At 30.2% G+C, this 17,950-nt stretch carries 13 protein-coding genes; 3 read left to right on the top strand and 10 right to left on the bottom strand.

The window, feature by feature from the left end:
* Position 1: 1 nt before the first annotated feature.
* The 9 genes from rsmI to oppB form a co-directional block, all read right to left on the bottom strand.
* Positions 2-886 carry a 16S rRNA (cytidine(1402)-2'-O)-methyltransferase gene (rsmI, locus tag L872_RS0101485; protein ID WP_027063115.1) on the bottom strand — a complete coding sequence of 295 codons (885 nt, stop codon included), beginning with the start codon at positions 884-886 and terminating at the stop codon, positions 2-4.
* A gap of 51 nt (positions 887-937) precedes the next feature.
* On the bottom strand, positions 938-1,408 hold the full coding sequence (greA, locus tag L872_RS0101480; protein ID WP_027063114.1) for a transcription elongation factor GreA: 471 nt from the start codon (positions 1,406-1,408) through the stop codon (positions 938-940).
* Between the two features lie 66 nt (positions 1,409-1,474).
* Entirely contained in the window at positions 1,475-3,241 is a 1,767-nt protein-coding gene (gene uvrC / locus L872_RS0101475; protein WP_027063113.1) for an excinuclease ABC subunit UvrC, read from the bottom strand.
* 59 nt (positions 3,242-3,300) lie between these two features.
* Entirely contained in the window at positions 3,301-6,342 is a 3,042-nt protein-coding gene (locus L872_RS0101470; protein WP_051418419.1) for a DNA translocase FtsK, read from the bottom strand.
* An 82-nt stretch (positions 6,343-6,424) separates the two neighbouring features.
* Complete coding sequence (gene oppA, locus L872_RS0101465; RefSeq protein WP_027063111.1) at positions 6,425-9,148, bottom strand: oligopeptide ABC transporter substrate-binding protein OppA; 2,724 nt, start codon at positions 9,146-9,148, stop codon at positions 6,425-6,427.
* Between the two features lie 32 nt (positions 9,149-9,180).
* A complete protein-coding gene (locus L872_RS05220; protein ID WP_027063110.1) occupies positions 9,181-11,052 on the bottom strand; it encodes an ATP-binding cassette domain-containing protein in 1,872 nt (623 codons plus the stop codon).
* A gap of 3 nt (positions 11,053-11,055) precedes the next feature.
* Positions 11,056-12,615 (bottom strand): ABC transporter ATP-binding protein, encoded by a 1,560-nt coding sequence (locus L872_RS0101455; RefSeq protein WP_027063109.1) that lies wholly within the window; start codon positions 12,613-12,615, stop codon positions 11,056-11,058.
* Positions 12,616-12,638: 23 nt separating this feature from the next.
* On the bottom strand, positions 12,639-13,640 hold the full coding sequence (gene oppC, locus L872_RS0101450; RefSeq protein WP_036268834.1) for an oligopeptide ABC transporter permease OppC: 1,002 nt from the start codon (positions 13,638-13,640) through the stop codon (positions 12,639-12,641).
* 18 nt (positions 13,641-13,658) lie between these two features.
* A complete protein-coding gene (gene oppB, locus L872_RS0101445) occupies positions 13,659-15,011 on the bottom strand; it encodes an oligopeptide ABC transporter permease OppB (RefSeq protein WP_051418418.1) in 1,353 nt (450 codons plus the stop codon).
* Positions 15,012-15,499: 488 nt separating this feature from the next.
* Between oppB and L872_RS0101440 the strand changes: the two genes are divergently transcribed.
* The 3 genes from L872_RS0101440 to L872_RS0101430 all read left to right on the top strand — a co-directional run bounded on the left by L872_RS0101440 (position 15,500) and on the right by L872_RS0101430 (position 17,141).
* Positions 15,500-15,994, top strand: a complete 495-nt coding sequence (locus L872_RS0101440) for a hypothetical protein (RefSeq protein ID WP_027063106.1) — start codon at positions 15,500-15,502, stop codon at positions 15,992-15,994.
* A 62-nt stretch (positions 15,995-16,056) separates the two neighbouring features.
* Positions 16,057-16,548 carry a helix-turn-helix domain-containing protein gene (locus L872_RS05250; protein WP_027063105.1) on the top strand — a complete coding sequence of 164 codons (492 nt, stop codon included), beginning with the start codon at positions 16,057-16,059 and terminating at the stop codon, positions 16,546-16,548.
* Positions 16,549-16,817: 269 nt separating this feature from the next.
* Positions 16,818-17,141, top strand: coding sequence for a DDE-type integrase/transposase/recombinase (locus L872_RS0101430; RefSeq protein ID WP_156923090.1), 324 nt, complete (start codon positions 16,818-16,820; stop codon positions 17,139-17,141).
* Positions 17,142-17,514: 373 nt separating this feature from the next.
* Here L872_RS0101430 and L872_RS04545 read toward each other — a convergent pair.
* Positions 17,515-17,950: BspA family leucine-rich repeat surface protein (locus L872_RS04545; protein ID WP_156923103.1), on the bottom strand; the 436-nt coding region annotated here is incomplete at its 5' end.

Below are 17,950 nucleotides of genomic sequence, written 5' to 3'. Positions count from 1 at the left end.
ATTATTTGTAAAAATCTAAATATAATTTATAAACTTCATTTTTTTTCTTATTATATAAGTTTGCTACTGCTTCACTTGCTTGTTTTAGTTTAAATCCTTTTTCTAAATATTTAGCAACTTCGTCTGCTAATTCTTGGTCAGTTAAGTCACTTTTGTGATTAGCAAATTGGTCAATTACAATAACAAATTCTCCCTTTTCAATAAAACTCTCCGAATAAACAAAATCAGCAAGTTCCAAAGGTGTTCCACTAATAAACTCCTCATTGAGTTTAGTTAACTCTCGGGCAATTAAAACTTTTTGAGTAGGATTTAAAATATCTGCTAGCATTTTAATTGTCGCTTTAATTCGATGTACTGATTCATAAAAACTAATAATAGCTTGATCATTATACTTATTAATAATTGATACCAACTCTTCTTTTTTGGCTTGCTCAGTTTTATGTTCAATAAAGCCATGGAAGTAATTTTGTTTATTAGTAAATCCAGCAGCAACAATTGCATGAATATATGCTGGACCAACGTTGACAGCAGTGACATTAAACTCAATTTCAGTCTGATTCATTTTATTAATGAATGCTGCTCCGGGATCAGAGATTATTGGTGCACCCGCATCAGAAACAATCGCGATTGACTTACCTAGACTAAGAATTTGGCTTATCTCATTAACTCGATCAATTTCATTATGCATATGCAATGACATTAACTTGTTTTTAATTTTAAATTTATTTAATAAGACTTGAGTGTTGCGAGTATCTTCACAAGCAATTATTTCCACCTGAGTTAAAACTTCAATTGCTCTAGTACTCATATCATCTAAATTTCCAATTGGAGTCCCTACAAGATAAATAGTTGGTCAATTATTTTTAAAGGTTTGTTGTATTTTCATAATGCTCCTTTTGATTTGATAAATAAAAACCCATTCAAAGATGGGTAATAATTATTTTACTTTTTTAATTGTAATTTTGTATGGTTTAGAAACTTCTCTAATTTCTACAGTTGTTCCTTCTTTTTGACCTAACATTGCTTTAGCAATTGGAGATTCGTTTGAAATTAAATTTTCAAAAGGGTCAGCTTCGATAGCACCCACGATTGTAATTGTTTTTTCTTCATTTGCAATTGTTGAAACATAAGTTACAGTTGAACCAATTTTAACTTCACCTTTAGCTCCATTATTTGCATCAATAACTTTTGCTTGACTGATCATTGCTTCAATTTCTTTAATTTTAGCTTCAACTTCAGCTTGTCTATTACGTGCTGCGTCATAATCAGCATTTTCTGATAAGTCACCTTGATTACGTGCTTCTACTAGTTCTTCAATAACCTCAGGTCTTACAACTTCAATTAAGTGTTTTAACTCATTGCGCTTTTCTTGTAATCCTTCTTTAGTTAAGATAATTTCTTTTGCCATTTTAATCTCCCTCACATGATATTTTTAACATATCAATTATATAATAACTCGGTTCTATAATCTATACTATAATTCTCTATTTTGTAGATAATCAACCAGTTGGTCTGTTAATTTCTTATTTCGTAAAACTTTATTCAATTCTTCTGGTGATGCTAATTTCATTTCTGAAACAGTATTAAAGTTCTTAAATAATTCTTGAAGACGTTTTTTTCCCATTCCAGGAATTGCTTCAAATTCACTTTTTAAAAATGATGTATTTTGTTTCTTTCTAAATCCTGATTTAGCATATTCATCCACACGCAGCTGAATTGAAGATAAAAAGTTGTACAACTTTGGATTTGTTTTTATCACTACTTTGTTTTCTTTGGTATCTAGAAGATACTCAGTTTTATGATAGTCATCTTTAACTAACCCAATTACTGGAATATTTATATTTAGTAATTGAAGTTGTTCTTTGGCAGCGTGAACTTGAATTATTCCTCCATCCATAATAATTAAGTCGGGAAACTCTCGTTTTTCAACTAAAGCTTTTTGATAACGACGATAAAGCATATTTTTTAAACGCTCGTAATCTGATGCCTGTTCAATTTGAATATTATATTTTCGAAAATCATTACGCGATGGTTTACCATCTTTATAAACGACACAACTCCCAGTCACGAATTCATTGCCAATATTTGAAATATCAAACATTTCAATATGATAAGGATACTTTTCAAGATTTAAAATTGATTGCAATTCTTCAAGAATTACTACTTCATTATTTGTAAATGATTGCGAGTTAAGTTTAGTTTTTGTCATTGTCTCTTTTGCATTATCTTCAGCCAATCTTAATAAGGTTTTTTCAATTGTACCTAATGGATGTGTACTAATATTTTTAATACTTTCTCTTAAATTATCAAAATCCATTTCTTGCGGAATAATAATTTGATTAGGTAACATATTTCGATCATAAATTTGGTTAACATAATTTGATAATAGCTCTTGAGTATCTTGTTCATAATAATCTTGAATATGTTCGTCTTTAAAAAGTAATTTTCCAAGACGATAGAATAAAGTCACAAAAACAATTTTGTCTTCATCAATTAAATAGGTAATTACATCCCGGTTTTTATCATCAGTTAATTCAACTGTTTGTTTAGTTGTAATAAAGTTTAAACTATTTAGTTGATCTTTGATTCTTTGAGCTTCTTCAAACTGTAAATTTTCTGCAGCTGCCGACATTTTTTGTTTCAAATTGCTTTCAACTTCTCTAACATCACCTTTAAAAAACTTATCTAGTTTTTTTATTTGTTCTTGATAGTAACTTGGATCAACAACTTTAAAACATGCTCCTGAACATTGATTAATATGATAATACAAGCATGGTTTATTCAAATTTCCTTTACAACGGCGCAAAGGAAACAAACGTTCCAGAGTCATTAAAATTTCTCGAGCATTTGAGCCTTGCGGTAAGGGACCATAACTTCTTAGCGCTTTTTTATCATATTTTCGAATATATTTGTACTGTGGATCAGTTTCATTAGTAATAATAATATACGGATAACTTTTATCATCGTTTAGTAAAACATTAAATCTTGGACGATATTTTTTAATTAAGTTTTCTTCTAAAACTAATGCCTCTTTTTCATTATTAACTACAAAGTAATCTAAATTGGTGATTTCTCGAACCAAACGTGTTGTCTTAATATTATGGGCGCGATTGAAGTATGAGGCAACTCTTCGCTTTAAACGTTTTGCCTTTCCCACATAAATGACTTGATTATCTTGATTGTAATATATATAGCAACCTGGCTTATCTGGGAGATTTTTAATTTTTGCTTCTAAATTCATATATCTCCTTTCAAAAATTTTATTCTTCTCAAAAAACAAAAAAGATGATAAACATCTTTTTATTTTTTAACTAATACCTCGCGAGGTTTTGAACCATTTTGTGGCCCAATAATTCCTTTTGCTTCCAAATCATCAATAATATTTGCTGCACGATTATATCCTAAATTAAATTTTCTTTGAATTAAAGATGTCGACGCTTTTCGTTGTTCAATTACGAATGCTTTAACTTCTTCAAACATATCATCAGTTTCGCCATTGCTTCCTGCAATATTACTTGCTACTAAATTTTGCTTTTCAAATAAATTTTCATAGCTGACTGTTTGTTCTCTAATTGCATGTGCCACAATATCATCAATTTCTTCATCTGACATATATGCTCCTTGAGCACGAATTAGTTCTGAAGAACCTGGGGGCATAAACAACATATCTCCTCGTCCTAACAATTTTTCTGCACCAATTGAATCTAAAATTGTGCGAGAATCTGTTCCAGTAGTTACTGCAAACGCAATTCTTGTTGGAATGTTTGTTTTAATAGTTCCAGTAATAACATCAACTGACGGACGTTGGGTTGCAACAATTAAATGAATTCCTGCTGCTCGTGCCATTTGCGTAATTCGCATGATTGATTCTTCAACTTCTTTACGACTTCCAGTCATCATTAAATCTGCTAATTCATCAATTATTACAACTAAAAACGGTAGCTTTTTACGCCCAGTAATTCGCTTGTTGTAACTTTCAATATTTCTTACTCCTTCTTCCATGAACAACTCATAACGACGTTCCATTTCTAAAACGATCATCTTTAAAGCATTTGCTGCCTGTTTCATATCAGAAATAACTGGTGCTAACATGTGCGGAATTTTTGTATAAACTGACAATTCAACTTTTTTAGGATCAATCATCAAAAACTTCACTTCATTTGGTTTTGCTCTTAACAAAATAGAACAAATCAAAGTATTAATCATAACTGATTTTCCTGAACCTGTTGACCCAGCCACAAGTAAGTGCGGCATTTTGTTTAATTCAGCAGTCAATGGCTCTCCTAAAACATTTTTTCCCAAAACAAACAATAATTTTGAATCAGCTTTTTCTTTAGGAATTGCTTCAATAATTTCGCGCATTGAAACCATTTCTGATATTTGGTTGGCAATTTCAATCCCAACCAAATTTTTCCCTTGAATTGGAGCTTCTAGACGAATATTTTGACTTGCTAAAGCAAGTTTTAAATCGTTTTCCAATGCTGTAATACTATTAACTTTAGTTCCATGTTCTGGTTGAACTTCAAACTTAGTAACTGATGGTCCAATAATTGTATTTATAACTCTTGCTTTAACTCCAAATTGGTTAAAAGTTTCATTAATTGCTAAAGTCTTTAAGGCAGCAATTTCTTTATTGGCACGCTCTTTGGCGTAATCACGTTCTATCTCCTGAAGAATATCAATTGAAGGTAACTTGTAGTTTCGATTAATCATTGGTTCAGCAATTGGTGCAGTTTCAATAACATCATCTGCAATTTCTGGAAGATCAATCACTTGTGCTACCTTATGTTCTTCAACTTTGACTACTTGCTCAATAACCTCTTCAAGTGATGTAGAAGCTAATTCTGGTTGAAAATTATTGTCATCTTCAATTTGAACTTTCGGTAAGTCACTTACGTGTTCTTTTGTAAATAAAACTGTTTGATTATCTGCAGTTGATTCTGTATATAAAGTATCAAAAAACTCTGTATCACTTAAAAAATCATTCACAGGCTCTTGGACTTCTTTTTTCGTAGATTCTAAGTTTATAATCGTATCCAATTCATTAGAGTGTTTGATGTCTTCAAATTGTTTTGCTTCAGCTTTGGGTTCAATAATTGGTTGTGGATTTTCATAAGGCGATTCAACAATGATTGGTGCTGCTGCTTCACGTGCCAAACGACGCTCTTTTAATTTAGCAAAAATTTCATCATCATCACTTAGATATTTTGTTTCTGGTTTAGGTTTGTTTTCAACACTATCTATAACATTCTTAGCATATGAACCTTGAATACCTAAATCATCATCTTCAAAAATGCTATCCAATTCAGTTAAATTAGCGATTGTTGGATCCTCATCATATTTTTCAAAGTTATCATCAATTTCAAGTTCTTCTAAAAATAAGTCAGCTTTGGCTTGTTTATGATATGAAGGCAATTGAATTGTTAAATCTGATTCAATAATTGATGCTTCAACATCAGCATTTTTATCAAAAACATTTAAAGAATTTCAACCATTATGAATAATTGCTGGTTGGTCTTTAGGAAAATCAAAGTCTTCAATATTTGCTACTTCCAAATTTCGTAAACGAACTCCACTTTTATTTGGATCGTTTAATGATTTTAATGACAAAATACGTAATCCCTTACCTTTACGGTATTGAGGTTTTTTTAATAAGTAAATTGGGTCTCCAGTTAAAATTCACGAAATATCTAAAAATAAAAATATACTAATTAAAATATATGATGCTGGAATTGAGATATACATAAATACTCCCGTTAACAAGGTTCCGGCAATTCCCCCTCCTGAATACAAATTAAAATATCCTTTAGGATTGATAAATCAGTCAATTGTTTCACTATAATAACCACTATCGAAAATTGAATGACTTTTTCATTCAGTAAGATAAGTATCAAAAACTGCACTAAACGCATTTTTTTGTCAAATTTTATCAAAGTGATAATTTTCAATTGGATTATAAGCTAAATTCGTTGTCAAAATTAAAGATATTAGTCAACAAAATAACATGACAGTTGCTAAAATCATTGCCAAAAATCGTTTTTTAAACTTAAAGCGAATCCCTGCATAAATACAAATATCAATTAACATCAGTAATAAATAAACAGGATATTTGAATCAACCAAATAAAAAGTTAAAAAAGACATCATCAAAAAACTGACCAACAATCGTAATTCTTCCCAAAGAAAATAATGTAAAAACAAACAATATCAGTCCTGATACTACTCAGGCAATTGAATCTTGTTTATACTTTTTTTTAATAGTATTAAATGCCACTGTACGATCATCATTAAATGTGTGATGGGCAATTACTTTTTCATTACGTTTTAAACTACTATTTGCCATTTTTACCTCTTTTTATGTCTACTATTGATTATACTAAAATTCTTAAAATAAAAAAAAGGCAAAGCCTTTTAATTTTATATCATTAAGCTTTTTCAGCTAATTTACCAGAATTTTTTGAATATTCTCACAATGGTGAGGCATATTTTGGATCTTTTGCTTCATAAAGTTCTTTTTCACGTTTGTAAGTTTCTTTATCCATTAATGAAGAAGTCATTTGCGCTCCGAATAAACGGTATTGACTACTTCCTGAAGGGAACGCTGCTCTTGTAAACGGATTTGTATATGATAGATACATTGTTGTTGCTCCAGTTGGAACATACAATGGTAATATCATATTTGAATTAAAGATTACATTATATTCTGCTTGGGCAAAAGAATCATAACGACGTTTGTATTCACCAATTAAGTCTGCTGACATTACTTCATTAGTATATGCCTGTAATGAATTTTGGAGATCTTGATAGAACTCTGCTTTTCCTGATTTTTCTAAGTACTCAGTAGGCACTAAAGAAAGTGATTTTTCTTTAGTTTCCGCTATTTTAAAGTATTTTGAAAATCTTTGATAGTTTCCATATTCTCCACCAAAAATCAATGTATGCAAGAAGTTGAATGGATCGTTGTAATCTGGAGTTCATCCTCCAGTCATTAAATCATACGCTCCTTTAGTTCTTAAAGTAATAAAGTTAGCTGAATCTGTTGATTTAACCTCTTCAATTTGAATTGGATTATTAGCCACAACATTAAATGATCCTGTCATATTTAATAGTGCTTTATTAACAGTTGAACTGTTATTTCCGTTAGTTAACATTTTTAAAGTAACAGTTTCTTTTCCAGTTACTCGCTTAATATCACTTCTAACTTGTTTTTGGAAAATTGCAATTTTTTCAGCTTCATATTTAGTATACAAACCTTGCTCAATCGCAGCTTCAGTCGAACCTGCTGCTTGAATTTCATCATTTTGTTTTTTTACTACCGCTTTAAATTCATCTCCAACAATATTATTATCACCAGCTAACTCCATTGCATTTAGAGCTAAAACATCGTTTCTTCTAAAGGCGTCATAACCATCTGCAATATTTTTGCTAAAGTTATAAGTTAAGTTAAACTTATCTTCATCTTCACCAATCCCTGGTTGAATTTTTTCAGCGGCTTCTTTCATTTTATCAATATAAAGATTTTCAACATGTTGAGTATAATCAACAGTTTCATTTTCTTCATTTTGGTAAGTAGCAAACCCTGCTCCAGTATACATATTTTTTAATAATCTTGAAATTTGATTTCCACTTTGATCAACATTATTATCTTTTGTATCCATTGCATCAGAATAATACTTAGCCAATTGTGTTCGTTCCATTAAATATGCTAAATAAGCTCTAACAGTATTTTGTGATAATGCTAGTGATGAATCAGCAATTGTACTATCACCAGTTTCATAATTATAGTTGTATAGTAAGAAGAACGAGTTAGTATTCGGTTTTTTGATGTCATGAGCTCCCTCAAAAACAGGATTATTGAAATCTTCGCCAACATACTTAGTTCATCCTGAAAAGTCAGTTGGCGAAATTGCTACTTCACTAACATCTCCGGCTTCAAAGAATAATCTTGGTTTAGAAACATCGACATTTCCAACAAATGAGTAAATTTGTTTTTTAATAAAAGTCTTATCCTTATTAAAGTAGTATGGGTTAGTTTTTAAACTAATTACTGTACTTGGTCCATATTCATCAACAACATATCCACCAGAAGATCAAATATTTTCATATGATTCACCGTATTTATAACTTGAATTTGAGCTTCCAACTCCATAATCAACTGCAATTGGTGGCATTGGTGCTAATGATAAAAACCCTGCTAAAGATTCAAAGTACGGCGCTGGTTTTTGTAAACGCATAGTAAGGTTATATCCTTCTTCAGCATCACCAACTTTAACCATAGTTTTTTCTGTTTTACCATCGATAATCGGAGTGGCTTTAATAATTCCACCCTTAGTCATTGTTTCTAAAACATACGCTTCATATTCTTTAGTTCCTAATTTAGAATTATTTACAATTGTATTAACCGTTGCTTGACTGATTTTTCCTGAAGCATCACCAAACTCTTTTTTTCAATCAAAAGCTGCTTTTTCTTCGCTAGCTCATTCGTTTTCACGGTTATTTCCTTCATCTAATCAATGACCATAAGCTGCATTGTAAAACATAATTGCTGAATCAATTGCTTTAGTAGTACGAACATGTGTAACAGAATTTCCTTCGGTACCTTGTTCTTTACTATTACTAAAATATTCAGGATATTCCTTCATTAATTTTTCAATGAATTCTACAATTTCGTTACCTTCGGCAATAATTGTTGATCATGAACCAGTTGTTTCTGACTGGTTGTTCGGGTTAAGTACAAATCGGAAAGCATCGTAAAACCCTTTTCCTCCAATTTGTCCCTTTTCTTCATAACTATTTGTAGACTTATCTTTTAGTCCTGCTCATTTTGCTTCATCACGAACATTGAAATATCATTCAACCGATTTTTCATCGTGACCTCATCATTGAGCTAAACTTCCTTCAAATTGATCGTACGCATTTGGAGTAATTAAAGTATCTTGAAGTTGAGCTAAAATGATGGCATCTTCGTTTTGCATAGTTGATCCAGTTGATCAAGAAGTCATGGGAAATTTAAAAGTTCCTCTAAAAACTTCTGTGTTAACGTTTCTGGCCAACAATTTAGCATTTGTAATCGGCCCACAAGCAACAACAGCTGTACTAGCTGATGAAACAATCGTGATAGCCATTAAACTAACCAATAATTTTTTCATAATAAGTCTCCTTCTTTAATACTTTTTATTATCTATTTTTTTACTTTTGCGTTTTCTTGAAATTTAGCATACTCAATTTGATATTTTTTTAATTCACGTTCATTTGCATAAACGAAATGTCCATTAGCAACTTCTACTCATTTTGGGAAATCAGTAATATAGTCAGCATGTTCAAGTTCTGGTTCATACTTATAATGAACCTTATTTTTTTCTTGTTCAGGATCTGGTAATGGTACTGCACTTAACAATGATTTAGTATATGGGTGTAGGGGGTTGTAGAATAACTCATCAGCATCAGCCAGTTCCACAATATCTCCACGATAAATAACTGCAATTCGATTTGCTACGAATCTAACAACACTTAAGTCATGAGCAATAAAGACATAAGTTAACTCAAATTCTTTTTGGAATTTAGCCAACAAGTTCATAACTTGAGCACGAATTGAAACGTCTAAAGCTGAAATTGGTTCATCAGCTACAATAAAACTTGGTTTCATTACTAATGCACGAGCAATCCCAATACGTTGACGTTGCCCTCCAGAAAATTCGTGAGGATAACGTGATAAGTGTTCTGGTAACATTCCTACAGTTGTCAATAATTGTAAAATTAAGAATTTTTTAACTAATGAGTATTTAACATTACGGATAGTAATATGTTCTTCAGCTGGTTTATCTTGATTAAATCATTCAACATATGCTTCAGCTGCAGCTTGATTTTTATATAATTCAGGGAAGTTATCCAACCCTTCTGCAATAATTTCTTCAACAGCCATACGGTCATTTAAAGATGACGCCGGATCTTGGAAAATCATTTGCATTGCTTTTTTAAGTTCATGTTTATCACGAGCATTAGGCAACTTGAAATTATCAGCTTTGTTAATTTCTTTTTGAATATGTGGTAACTCTAATAACTCACGCATTTCTTTCAATTCTTCAACTAATAATGTATTGTTTTTAACAGTATTTGAAACGATACGACGTTCAATTGTTTTGATATGTTCTTTTCTTGAACGACCTGTTGAAGATAAATCTAAATTGAAATAATGAGTTTTTTTAGCAACATCTAATAAAGCTGAAATTGCTTTATGATGTTGAACAATAACTTCTAATTCTTTTCCTAAGTCACTAAAGAATTTAGTAACAGAAGTATATTTCCCTTCAATAACTGCTTGACGAATAGCTTTCATTTTTTCTAGCGTATGGTAAATCTTGTTTTCAAGATCTTTGACACCTAAAATTAAATCATAAGTTTCACGTTGATATTTAACAACTGCTTTTTCTAATTTAATATCTACATTTGTATATTCAGAAATTGAATCGACAAATTGCATAGTTTTTTCTTGAATACGAATAATTTTTAACAAACGTTTCAAATTATCTTTAACTGATTCTGAAACATAGTTTAAGTTTGCATCACGTTTTGCTGACACTATTTTAGTTGATTTTAAATTTGTTCCTTCGGGAATAATTCGATTAATTCCATCAGGATATTCTTTAACTTCTTTAGTTTTGAAATCATAATATTTTGACTCAACGTATTTATAATAAACACGTTTAAATTCTTCAACATAGTCATTTAAACGATTTGTTGTAGTATTTTGATTAATTTTCATAATTTTAATATTACGTTCAATTGCCAAATTAAGTTTATTTAAGTCCGGTGGAGTTCCGTAAGCCACGCGATTATTAAAGTAAATTGTTCCATCTGAAACTGGTTGAATACCCATAATTGCACGTCCAACAGTTGTTTTTCCTGAACCAGACTCACCAACTAATCCGAAAGTTTCACCTTTATAAACATCAAAGCTAACTCCTTTTACAGCTTTAACCTTACGACGTCCTGTTCCAAATTCAATCAATAAGTCACGAACTTCAACGATTGCTTGTTGTTTTTTATTTTTCATAACTTATTCACCTACCTTTGCTTCACTAACAGCTTCACGTAAACGACTTAACTGTTTCGGTTTTTCGATTTTTGGAGAACGGGGATCTAATAATCATGTTTTAGCTCCATGAGTTGGACTAACCTCGAACATTGGTGGTTCAAGTTCGTAATCAATTGCTAACGCAAAATCATTACGTGGTGCAAATGGATCTCCTTTGATTTCATTAAATAATGATGGTGGAGTTCCTGAAATTGAATACAAGTCCTCTCCTTTATTTCCCAATTGTGGTAATGAAGATAGCAATGCTCATGTATATGGATGACGTGCATCAAAGAAAATGTCATTAGTTGTTCCATACTCAATAATTTGACCTGCATAAACAACTGCTACACGATCTGCTATATTTGCAACAACTCCTAAATCGTGAGTAATAAAGATAACTGTCAAGTTATATTCTTTTTTCAGCTGTTTAATTAAATCCAAAATTTGTGCCTGAATAGTTACATCTAAAGCTGTTGTTGGTTCATCACAAATTAAAATTTTAGGTTTACATGCTAGCGCCACAGCAATAACAATACGTTGACGCATCCCTCCAGAATATTTACCCGGAATATCTTTAAAGCGTTTTTCAGCATTAGGAATCCCTACTTTTTTCATTAACTCAATTGCTTCTTGCTTAGCTTCAATGAAACTCATTTTTTGGTGAGCTCTTAAAACTTCTGTAATTTGATATCCAACACTTAGTAATGGATTTAGTGAAGTCATTGGGTCTTGGAAGATTGTAGCAATAGTTCCTCCACGTAGTTTTTTCAAGTTTTTGTTTGCTTGAATTTTATTTTTGACAGCTGACTGATTTTGAAATGTTCAAATTTCTAATAACAAATTAACTTCTTGAGGATCAACTGCAATTTTGTCATTAACTTTATGCAAAACCTCTTGTAATAATGATTCAAATTCTGTTAAGTACTCTTCATTTTTTAAATAATTTAAAGCATCTTCAATCGCTACTTGTTCTAAAAAGTTAACACCATCTGGAGTAGCGATTGCTTTCATAATTGGGCGCATTTTTTGACGTGTACGACGTGAAAGACGGTTAAATGAAGCCATTTCTTGATAAGCACTTTCAATTTCTCTTGTTAAATTACCAATTTCAATTTCTGAATTAGCAACGTCAATATTCATTTCAATTTGTTTATTTAAAATTCCAATTTTTGTTTTAGCTTCTTTAATACGAGCATTATTATAACTTTTAATACTTTTACGTGCTTCTGTTGTTAATGCTCCCTTATGAAACTTGATTAAGTTGATTTCTTCTTTAAACGCTGTTTTTGGATCATTTTTTGAATCTTCGTTTGGATAGTACATAATTGATCCATTAGCAATATAACCATTTGACTCCAACATATTTGTCAAAGTTTTAGTTAATACTGATTTTCCTGATCCTGATTCTCCAACAATCGCAACAGTTTCTCCATCGTAAATATCAAAAGAAATATTACGGATTGATGTCAGCATTTTTGATCGAACTCTAAATTTTACAACTATATCTTTTAACGAAAGTATCTTTCTGTTATTTTCCATAATATTTCTCCTTTTCTTAATGATTATCTATGGTTTTTAGGGTCTAATGAGTCGGCAAATACTTTAGCAACAACAAAGAAAATAATTGAAACTGTTGTTGTTAAAACTAATGGAATAATAATTAAATGAGGGAAGTTTTGTCATAAAGTTCCCGCCATAACTTCGTTTAAAATTTGTCCTAGTGAAGTTTCTTTTCTACCTTCAATGAAGCCAAATCCTAAAAATGTTAATGAAGCATCAATTGAAATAGCATTAGGAATTGCAAATGTTCCTGATTGAATAATTACTGGAAGAATTTTTGGCATAATATTTTTTTGAATAATTCTTCCAGAACTACTTCCTAAAGAAATTGAAGCAGTATTATAGTCAGTATTTTTTACTAACATAATTTGAACCCTAACTGTGGTTGCAATTGCAATTCAAGCTTGGATTGATACCCCTAAAATAACTGGTCAATATCCTGGTTTAATTACGAAAATTACAAATAGTAATAAAATTAATTGGGGTACTAAAGTTAAAATATTAGTTAATTGAACGAAGAAGATATCAGTTTTTTTGAAGTATCCTCAAATTGATCCAATAAAGATTCCAATAGCTAATTGAATTGTTGCTAAGATAAAGGCAAATAATAAGGTTGTTCGCATTCCAGCTCACATCTTAACTCAAAGATCTTCACCTTCAACTCCCAATCCAAATCAGTATTGTCAAGTTGGTGCATGGGGACGACTTGATCCAACAATTGGATTTGATGGATCAATTAAATTTGGTTTTTCTAATGGTGTTGCTTCTAAACCTCAAGGTACGACAACTGCCAAAATAATAAATGTTATCAAAATTGCGATTGCAATTAAGAAAGTTGGTGATTTAAATAACAACTTACCAACAGACTTTCAGTAACTATATGGTTTTGAAGCCAAATGTTCACTTTCTGAACTTTGAGCACCCACAACAGTAAATAGCGATGAGTCTATTTCGTCAAAGTTAATATGATTTTCTTTGGCAAATTTTTCTTTATTGATTTCCATAAATAAACTCTCCTCTTTCTATTTTTTGTTTCCTAAACTTACACGTGGGTCCATTCAAACCATAGTTAAGTCTGATACTAATGATGCGAAAATACGAACAAAGGCTGCAAATGAAATGAATCCTAAAATAACAAATGAATCCTTAGTTCCTGATACAGCTTTAACAATAAATGGGCTCATTCCTGGAATTCCTCATTGTTGTTCAGTCAAGATTGAAGCACCGAATAAAGTAACAGCCAAGTCTAATGGGAATTGACGTAAAATTCTGATTCCTGCATTTCTAAAGATGTGAACGTAGTAAACTTTAGTTTCTCCCATTCCTTTTGCATACGCAAATTTTGTATAATCTGCTGTCATTTCATCAATTACATAACGTCTTGTTAAAATTACTGTTGACGGTGTCATTAATAATACCAAGGCAACTACTGGTCAAAACTTAGTTCAAAATGATCCAGAATTAAACATTGCAGAATGTCCAAATACTGAAATACTTAGCAAGTAAACTCCAATAATAATTACAACAGCTGGTGCTGCTACTAATAAGATATTGGCACTATTAATAATATTATCTGATGGTTTTCCTTTACGTTTTGCTGCTTGAATTCCTAGTGGAACTCCAATTAAGTAAGAAATAATTACTGATACTGAACCAAATGCAAATGAATAAGGAATGGCTTTATTAAATAATTCTAAAATTTCTGTTGAACCCGGAGTTCCAATTGATTTTGAAGAAACTACTCCTAAATAAACTCAAACTGTTTTGGTTTCAGTAATGCTTTCTCAAGCACCTTCTCCAGAAACTTTAAGTACATTGCTTAATAACGCTGTTGTTGTTACTGATATTGTCTCTGTACCTATACCGCTTTCATTAGGAACAAAGAAAATTGTTTCGCCAGTGACAATTGTCTTAGGAATAAATGGCGTAATATTTTTAAGATATGAAAGTAATCTTTCCGTAACCGTTCCATAAACTCCAAATAATTTCATACGATCTTCTAAGAATTTATTATAACGATCACTTCCATGAGTAAATCCTAATTTATCCCAGTTTTCTGGCATGTATTGATCAACATCAGTAACCGCATTAACTAATAAGAAAAGAATAATAATTGCGGCTAATAATGTTAAAAATCCGTAAACAATTCTTTTAAAAGAGTATCCGATTAAAGGATGAGCTCTAAAGAATTTATACATGTTCGCATTAAAATCTTCATATTGATACTTTAATGAGCGAAGTCTTGATGGTCTCCCATAGATTAACTCATCATCTAAATTTAATTCAACTGAGTTGATATCAAAAGTATTTGCAGATGTCTTCTTTTTAATAGTGTAATCGTTGGCCGATTTTGTAGTTTTTTTGTTCGTAGTCATAAAATTGAGTTCCTTTCCAAAAGTTTGATATTTATGGTTAAAAATAAATATGTAAAAGTTATAATACCTTATTTTTTAGTAACTTTTTTTAAAAAATGTAAATTTTTATTTTTTTATATTTTAAAATAGCATTTTTTAAAAATGACTTTATATTATATAAGGATCTGATATTGTGATATTTTTATTACTTATTTTATTTTTAATTATAATAGTTTTATTTTAGTGTTATTTTAACCGATTTTATTTATATTTAACAGGGCGCATGACATGCTGCATCTCAAAAAATGCTTTACGAGTATTTAGGTAATTTGAACGCATAACCACTTGTCCCTTCTATATTAAATTCTTTGTTTATTGTTATAACTATACATTAAAAATTCTTATTTTTGAAAAAAAAGTGTATTTTTTTATTTTTATCTTTAAATATAAATGTAGATATTAAGTTCTAGATAGTTTATGATTTATATAAGATTTTATAAGGTGATTATATGAAAAAAACAAAAGATTCTATCAAAAATTATCGTCATTCACAAAAACAAGTTCATCAAGAAGAAGTTAACAAAATTGTTCAAGATACTTATAATTCACGTGATCAAAATGCTAAACTTTTTTATTATCGAAATAAGAAAAAACTTCATGTTATTGGCTGACTTTTACCAATTATTTTTTCGACAATTGCAACTGGATTATCATTTTTAATTGGGTGAGCGCTTTACTGAAATTTTAATTTAAATGGTAGCTCTGGTGGGTGAGCTGGAGTAGGATGAGTCAGTTTTGCTTTTTTAATTTTATTTATCTTAAGTTATATGATATTAAGCTGAGTAAGAAATAAAAAAGCTGCCGAGTTTTTCAATCATAAGGGTCGTCGTTATCAGCTAATGTTAACCGATTGAGAAGCAACAGTAATTAAATGAAAAAGAATTTTAATGCTAACTATCTTACTAATGATTGTCGTTACTAGTTTGACAATCTCGTTATTATAAGCAAATTGCAGTAGTTCTGTTTTGGCTCTTTGATTAAGAATATTACAGTACTTTATAAATACATGATAAAGTTTAAAACAATACAATTTAAAACCCAATTTGAAATACGAATTGAATATAATCTCCTAAGTATAGAAAAGTCATATAAAAACATTTATATGATTTATCATTTATACAAAGGGAGATTTTTATTATGTCTAATACTAAAGGAAACAAAAATAACATACTTACTTACGAGCAAAAAAATAGAACTTGTGAAGGAATATCAAACTGATAAATATTCTTTTAATGAATTAAGTACAAAATTTAAAATATCTTATTCGGCAGCTCGTTCTATTTGTTTAGGATTTGATGCTGAAGGAGATGATTTCTTAAAAAGGAAATCTGGTAACAAAAGTAATCATACTATTCATCATAGCGAGCGTAGTACTTCTTTAGATCCTAAAGATCGTGAAATAGCTAAATTGCGTAAAGAGTTAGCTAACCAGAAAATTGAGACAGAAATTCTAAAAAAGTTTCAATCACTACTAAAGGGAAACAAACCAAAGAAATAATTTATTTTAAGAATTTAGTAGTTGAGGAATTCAGGGTTGAATATCCAGTTTATAAAATATGCAAATTAATCAATCTAAGTCAAAGAACTTACTATTTATGAGTAAAAAAAGAGAAACCAGAATACAAAGTTAGTGTTGATAAACTATTAGCTAAATTTATTCAAGACATTTTTATGGCTTATAATGGCATTTATGGTGCTCCTAGAATTAAAATTGTCTTAGAGATAGAAGATAACCTTAAATGCAGTGAACATAAGATTTGACGTCTCATGAAACTGTTACATTTAAGTTCTTTTGTTAGAAAGAAACGTATTCATAGAAAACCTAAAGAAGATAAAGATACTTCAAAAACTATACTATTTCCTAATATTCCAAAACGTAAATGAAGAGAATTTAATAAAAATGAATTATGAGTAACCGATGTTTCATTGATTCCTTATGGAATTAAAAATCGTTGAGCTTATTTAAGCGTAATTAAAGATGTAGCAACTGGAATGATAGTTGGTTCATCAATACAACAACATCCAGGCGTTAAACTTTTTAGAGATACTTTAAAAGAAGCAAATGAATTCCGTGATAAATCTGAAAACTAATTTTGCATTCTGATAATGAAATTGAGTACACTTCTATATTTTGCCCAGCATTATGCTGAGCAAAATAATATTAAATTTCACTTTCTCAAGCAGGTAATTATTTAGATAATCCAGCTTGTGAGACTTTCTTTTCATAACTAAAAACAGAATGTCTAACTAAAGACAAAAGACAAAAAACTGAAATCTTTTAACGAAGCAAAAAAGTTAACAAATGAGTATATAAAATTCTACAACTTCAAAAGATTACAATTGCGAACAAAAAGCACACCATACGAAGCATGATGTGCTAATTAATGTTTTTATATGATAATAATTTATTCTATACTTGACAGAATAGGTTCAAGTTGAATTTGACGTCATTTTTTCAGTTAATTTATCGTTTAAATTTTGGATGATAAGCAGTGTTTGCAACTCATTCAGAATTAGCATAATTGTTAAAATTACTGCTATTAGTAGTTACATTCGAAACATCCCAAGTTGAAAGATCTTGATTAAAAACTTTAGTAAACGCAAGCATATAATACATGTCAGTTACACTCGAAACATCCCAAGATGAAATATTTGAATTAAAACTTTCAGCATTGTAAAACATATATTTCATATTAATTACACTTGACACATCCCATGTTGAAAGATCTTGATTAAAAACTATAGTATACCCAAACATAGAATCCATGTCAGTTACACTTGAAACATCCCATTTCGAAAGATCTTGATTAAAATTTTCGGCAGAATGAAACATAGCATGCATATTAGTTACATTCGAAACGTCTCAATTTGAAAGATCTTGATTAAAATTTTTACAACTA

It is taken from the genome of Mesoplasma seiffertii ATCC 49495, assembly GCF_000518725.1.
Classification (GTDB): Bacteria; Bacillota_I; Bacilli_A; order Mycoplasmatales; family Mycoplasmataceae; genus Tullyiplasma; species Tullyiplasma seiffertii.
Note: the sequence above shows the minus strand (reverse complement) of the source record. Positions and strands in the feature narration are given on the sequence as shown.